This window comes from Acinetobacter sp. SWAC5, from assembly GCF_003419885.1.
Classification (GTDB): Bacteria; Pseudomonadota; Gammaproteobacteria; order Pseudomonadales; family Moraxellaceae; genus Acinetobacter; species Acinetobacter cumulans.
Genome location: NZ_QUWR01000048.1, coordinates 1 through 6,062, shown reverse-complemented (window position 1 = coordinate 6,062; position 6,062 = coordinate 1). Strand labels below are relative to the sequence as shown.

Annotated in this window: 6 protein-coding genes and 1 pseudogene; all 7 read left to right on the top strand. The window is 41.0% G+C overall.

Translation table 11 applies throughout. From position 1 onward, the window contains the following. Positions 1-528 precede the first annotated feature (528 nt). Positions 529-897 carry a hypothetical protein gene (locus DYI81_RS17425; protein ID WP_117008175.1) on the top strand — a complete coding sequence of 123 codons (369 nt, stop codon included), beginning with the start codon at positions 529-531 and terminating at the stop codon, positions 895-897. A 119-nt stretch (positions 898-1,016) separates the two neighbouring features. Next, positions 1,017-1,385 carry a hypothetical protein gene (locus tag DYI81_RS17420; RefSeq protein WP_117008174.1) on the top strand — a complete coding sequence of 123 codons (369 nt, stop codon included), beginning with the start codon at positions 1,017-1,019 and terminating at the stop codon, positions 1,383-1,385. Between the two features lie 71 nt (positions 1,386-1,456). Next, positions 1,457-2,503, top strand: a complete 1,047-nt coding sequence (locus tag DYI81_RS17415) for a DUF932 domain-containing protein (RefSeq protein ID WP_117008173.1) — start codon at positions 1,457-1,459, stop codon at positions 2,501-2,503. Between the two features lie 151 nt (positions 2,504-2,654). Further along, positions 2,655-3,698, top strand: a complete 1,044-nt coding sequence (locus DYI81_RS17410; protein WP_117008172.1) for a lambda-exonuclease family protein — start codon at positions 2,655-2,657, stop codon at positions 3,696-3,698. Between the two features lie 112 nt (positions 3,699-3,810). Continuing rightward, complete coding sequence (locus DYI81_RS17405; RefSeq protein WP_117008171.1) at positions 3,811-4,704, top strand: hydrolase or metal-binding protein; 894 nt, start codon at positions 3,811-3,813, stop codon at positions 4,702-4,704. Between the two features lie 92 nt (positions 4,705-4,796). Further along, on the top strand, positions 4,797-5,027 hold the full coding sequence (locus DYI81_RS17400) for an AlpA family phage regulatory protein (RefSeq protein ID WP_117008170.1): 231 nt from the start codon (positions 4,797-4,799) through the stop codon (positions 5,025-5,027). A gap of 144 nt (positions 5,028-5,171) precedes the next feature. Then, a pseudogene (locus DYI81_RS17395) lies at positions 5,172-5,636 on the top strand (HNH endonuclease domain-containing protein); the annotation flags it as partial. Positions 5,637-6,062 lie beyond the last annotated feature (426 nt).

Below are 6,062 nucleotides of genomic sequence, written 5' to 3'. Positions count from 1 at the left end.
GTACACAGCGCATTGGGTTATGTATCGCCTTTTGAGTTTGAAGCAATGTACTATGATAAGATTAACCCGTTAGGTCACGTGGCCTAACTTAAATAAAAATGTCTCCGACAAACCCGGTACGGTTCAGATTGTATCTCTCACCAATCATAAAGCCGAATACATTTAAGCAAAAAAGTGCGGTTAATGTGTTTTGGAAAAACAATGATGCTGTTGAGGAAGTTGACACCGTACCTTTTAAAGATGTGCTGACATCACCGATATGGAAATTTAAGTTTGGTCTAGAAAATTATTTGTCTCCAGAATCGCTATTACAAAAATACGTCAAGCCAGAAATTCCTAAAGAACCTAATGAGCTTCAGTATTTGGAGGACGGGTGAAAATGATCAAATCTGCTGTTGAGTACTTTTCAAAAATAAAGAAATTTCAAATACATATTACCCAGATGTAAGGGCTTTCTCTTCTCGATATCAATTGAGGGAAATCATCCATATCTCTACATCTGAATACAATATTTAGGAGCAATCCAAAATGCACAACTTAATCAAAACTTTGGGTCTAACCACATTACTCTCGTTATCCGCATTGGCTTTTCAAGGATGCAGTTCAGGGCTGGAACCTGAAACTTTTTCGGTCGAATTGAATGAACAAGGGACATACTCATGGAGTACCCCAGTAATTACCATTCGTTCGAATGTAGCAGAACCGATAGAAGTGACCAATGTCACGGTGAATAATGGGCAATGTACCTATATTGGACATGACAAGCAATTTAACTTTCCATTACATTTCAAAATGGGACAGGTATTTCGTCTTCGATTACGAGGTTGCAGTTTTGAAAATGTAGTACAAGTGGACATTGAAACGAACAAGGGTAATGGAAGTTATCAGTTCAACTAAATCTGAAACTTGAGACCCTACCTTAGTAATTAAGTACTGAATCAAAGATAAGCTCATTAAAAACCATGCCCTTTGGGGGCATGGTTTTTTTATGCCTGAAATTTTATGGAGTTATCGATATGCCTCGAATTTATTGTCCGATGTGTGCCAGCGATGAAATAGAAATTGCTGCACCACACATACCCAATCCCAACCCTTCATTGGGTCAAACCCTACTTAAACCACCGATGCAGAGCCTGATGCAATATATCGTCAATTATGCAGCAATGGGTATTTCAGGTGCCCGTCTGATCAAAGGGCAACGTCCGATGGTCTATGTGGTCGGTGCTGTTATTGGTGGAGCAGTCGGCTGTGCTGCATGTTTCCTCAATTATGTCCAAGAACAGCAACCCAATCCCATGCTGAAAGAAACCGCGCAAGCACAAATTCTGTATGAGTGTCTGGAATGTGGTCATCACTTTGCCCAGAGCTTTACAGATCGAGCTTAGCCCCCACAAAACACCTCGCAACTTTAAAACACACAAAAAACCAAAATTTACATTCAATAGGAAAAAGAACGATGGCACATCAAATTGAACAAATGGCCTATGTCGGTGAAACCCCTTGGCATGGCTTAGGTAACCAACTCACCCAAAACCAACCGATTGAAGTCTGGGCACAGCAGGCAGGCATGGACTGGCGTATAGAATCATCCAACGTCAGTTATATGTCTCAAAATCAACGTGGGCAAAACATCATCATGCCTTATGAAGAACAGAGAGTACTTTATCGTTCTGATACGCATGCCCCTTTATCTGTGGTGAGTCAGCGTTATCAGGAAGTTCAACCTAAAGAAATTCTGCATTTCTACAAAGACCTGACTGAACAATCGGGCTTTGAACTGGAAACTGCTGGGGTACTTAAAGGAGGAAAGAAATTTTGGGCATTAGCTAAAACAGGGCAGACTTCTGCATTAAAGGGTAAAGATGTCAGTAATGGTTACATTCTCTTGGCTACGGCGTGTGATGGTACATTGGCAACAACAGCACAATTCACCAGTATTCGTGTGGTGTGTAATAACACCTTAGCGATTGCCTTAAAAGGTCAGAACGCTAGTTCAGGCGTAGTTAAAGTGCCACACAGCACCAAGTTTGATGCTGAGAAAATTAAACAGCAACTCGGTATATCCGTCCGTGTATGGAATGAGCACATGTATGAAATGAAACAACTGAGTCAACGTAAAGTCACTCAACAGGAAGCGGCTGCTTATTTCGATGCTGTGTTTAATAACACGAGCCTCAGTCCAACCGAACAGGATGACAGTATTATTCAGTTTTATCGTAATGTGGCAGCGCAAGGAAGCCAATCCAATAAAGCTGAAAACAAGACTGAACCTAATGGACGCGCCATGTCTAAAGTCATGAGCATGTTTAATGGACATGGTCGTGGGGCAGAACTCAGTTCAGCCAAAGATACTGCTTATGGCTTGCTATGCAGTATTACAGAATTTGCCGATCATGAACGCCGGGCTATGAGTCAAGATCACCGACTCGATTCAGCTTGGTTTGGCGCAGGTGCTGGGTTGAAGCAACGTGGACTCGAACAAGCGCTGCGTATGCTTGCTTAAGCTCAATAGTTCTCTTTTTATAAATTAGCCTAAGTATCACAGAACAAGGGCAAATATTTTTCTTCACTAATGACCCAAATACCAAGCTCTTAAAGCCGTGTCTTTAGGTACGGCTTTTTTATGCCCAAAATCTAAAATAGAGGAATTCACAATGAATCATTTATCAAATCTACCTGCAGCATCTGTACTGCCTAAAGTATTCAGTCCCCCTAAACTTTTAAATGCGAAACGTTTTGTGGAGACTAAGAAGCTCAGTCAGGCCGAATGGCTGGAAGTGCGAAGGCAAGGCATCGGCAGCAGTGACTGCGCCGCAGCCTGTGGGCTCAACCCTTATATGTCGATGCTGGAACTCTGGATGATCAAAACTGGACGGATCAAGCAATCGATTGAAGATGAAAGCGAAGGTCATGCGCCCCTGTATTGGGGTAAGCGTTTAGAGCCCTTGGTCGCTGAGTATTACAGCATGCATACCAACTATAAAGTCCGTCGGGTGAATGCTGTGCTGCAGCATCCTGACCCAGACAAGCATTTCATGTTAGCCAACTTAGATTATTCTGTAGTGGGTGATGCTGATGTGCAGATTCTAGAATGTAAAACTGCAGGGGAATATGGCGCTAAGCTTTGGCGGGATGGTGTGCCTCTATATGTACTGTGTCAGGTCCAGCATCAACTGGCTGTGACGGGGAGGAAGGCAGCACATATCTGTGTGCTGATTTGTGGGCACGAAACCCGCATATTTAAAGTGACCCGTTCAGAATCGGTGATTCAGCATATCGTGAATGCAGAGCGTTACTTCTGGGAGTGCGTGGAAAAGGATACACCACCTGATGCAGATGCCAGTGAATCGGCTGCTAAAGCCTTGCAATTACTGTATCCAGAACATGTACCGCTAAGTACGACAGATTTATCGTTAGATGAACAGGCCAATCAACAGTTTGAGCAGCTGATTCAAGCACGCAATCATATTGAAAAGCACCAAGAGCAATTCGATCTGCTAAAGCACCAGTTGCAGGCCAAGATGCAGGAGGCCGAACGTGCGACCTTTAAAGCTGGTTCGGTGACATGGAAAAAGGCCAAAGACTCGATTAGCTTGGATAGCAAAGCATTACTTAAACAGCACCCTGAATATCTGAACCAATTTCCGCAAAGTAAATCTGGTTCAAGACGCTTCAATATTTACCCAAATGATGATTGATATGAATTCATTTATCGCGATTCACAAGCAAATCAATTTAAGGCCATAACGATCCCATGCCAAACAGCATGGGATTTTTTATGCCGATTTCATTGTTAAAAAGAGGAATATCATGATTAAAGGTTTAGCAATAACACCGCCTATTTTAGGGCGAATCAGCATTGGCCGAATGGTGGAAAAGAATGGCAAGCGTCTGCCTGAAAAAGATGATCAGTTCACCATTACCAGTCAAATCCAAAGTAAAGATAGTGGTTGGGTGAAACATCCACTTGATGAACAACTTCGAGCGAAAGCGCAAAACCAAAAACTCAGAACTATACCAGTTCGGATGATTTTCAATGATCCTGAACTTAATTTGAGAGCCGAATATAGTTTATTTGATCGTCAAACTGGACGCCCCGTTTGTGTCGGCAATGGTGAAACCTGCCAGCGCTTAACTAGTCAAGGTGTGGCACAGCATCCATGTCCATCACCTGATTTATGTTCAATGGCCCAAGGCGGTAATTGCAAGCCTTATGGACGGCTACATGTCAATTTAGATGAATCGGATGAGCTTGGCACCTTCATCTTTAGAACCACTGGTTTTAACAGTATTCGAACTTTGGCGGCACGGCTGAGTTACTACCATGCTGCATCGAATGGATTACTTTCATGTTTGCCATTGCAACTTACACTTCGGGGTAAATCCACGACCCAAAGCTATCGCCAGCCTGTGTATTACGTGGATTTAACTTTACGTGAAGGCGTTGATTTAAAGCAAGCTATACAGACTGCTAAAGAAATTGAGCAACAGAGTCAATCGAGTGGTTTTAATCAGGAAGCTTTAGATCACAAGGCAAGACAGGGTTATGCAAATGCAGTTTTTGAAATGGATTCAGGTGATGGGTTAGACGTCATTGAAGAGTTTTATCCATCTGATGAAGGCATCGATGATGCTCAACAAAAGAAAACCACAAGCTTGAATTTACAGAATGAGTTACAGCGTTCTGTTCAAACTTTGAATTGAATGATTGTTGAGGGTTAAGGAGATTAAATTTTTACGGAGCTGCATATCATTTGAGCGAATAACCGCTCGCATGAATGATTAGGAGTAAACTCATGAATGCGTTTGTTGGTCAAACTTTTCAAATGAATCAACTCATCAATATTAAGCAGGTTGTAGAAATTGTAGGTGTTGCACGTTCTACGATCTATGAAATGATGGATGAAAACTCACCGTATTATGATCCGACATTTCCAAAGAAAGTTAAAATTACCCAAAACCGTATTGGCTGGTCAGCTTATGAGATCCATAAGTGGATTGAAAATAAGTTGGCGAGTCGAGAATAAGGGATGCTTTGCTCCCTTATTTTTTTGTTTTTTTTGTAGACTAAGCTTAGTTTTAGCCTAAGTACTAAGAGTGAAAACAATAAATTATTACAATCAACATGCGGGTGAGTTTGCACAAGCATCGTTAAACGTTGATATGGAAAGATAGACTACATCCGTAAGAACAGCAGTAACTCTCCAATCTTGAATCAGTTGCCGAACCTATAACAATTCATGTTTGAGCCAAGTCGGAACCAATTAAATGCAGTAGTAAATGTTTTGGTCGAGCTACAAGACTGTAAATGCTTCTACTGTAATAAGCCAATGAAAAAAGGCAATTATGCAGTCGATCATTTTATTCCTTGGTCGATGTACCCATCAGATACAGGGCATAACTTCGTATTAGCAGATTCAAGTTGTAATTCTAAGAAAAGTAATTTGCTCGCATCTGATGAGTTTTTGCATAAATGGCAGGAGCGCAATGAAGAACACGATTTGATTATTGTGGATCGGATCTCAGTGCTTGGTTTTCTGACAGATAAGGAGCGGTCGCATAAAGTGGCGGAGTGGGCTTATGCACAGGGAAAAGAAAATAATTACTTGATGTGGTTTTGGGGATCAATTGATTGAAGTTAATATGCATAGTCGATAATCATAAGGTGTAACCCCTTACTCCCATCAGGATATATTTAATGGTCTTTATTGGAATCAGATTTAATATTTATCAACCAGTGCAAAGTTGTAGCAACTGAATTATAAATATTGAAAATAAATGAGCTAAGTTCGCAAAATAGAAAAGTAGTACCAGCTACTAAGAATGTAAGAACTAAATAGTTAGTGTATTTATAGATGTCCCTTAGGGTATCTATTTTAAAAGTATCGCTTCCTAAACTTAAATTTAGGTCTTTAAGAAAATATATAATAAACAAAGAGGTGGTCCCACTTGTTTGAACAACTAAAAGCTTATTTATAAGTGATACTCTGCTCTAGTTAAGCTACCTTATTTTGTTGTGGTAGCTGGTCATAGTAAAACTCATCTGGAGTCATTTTGTCCAG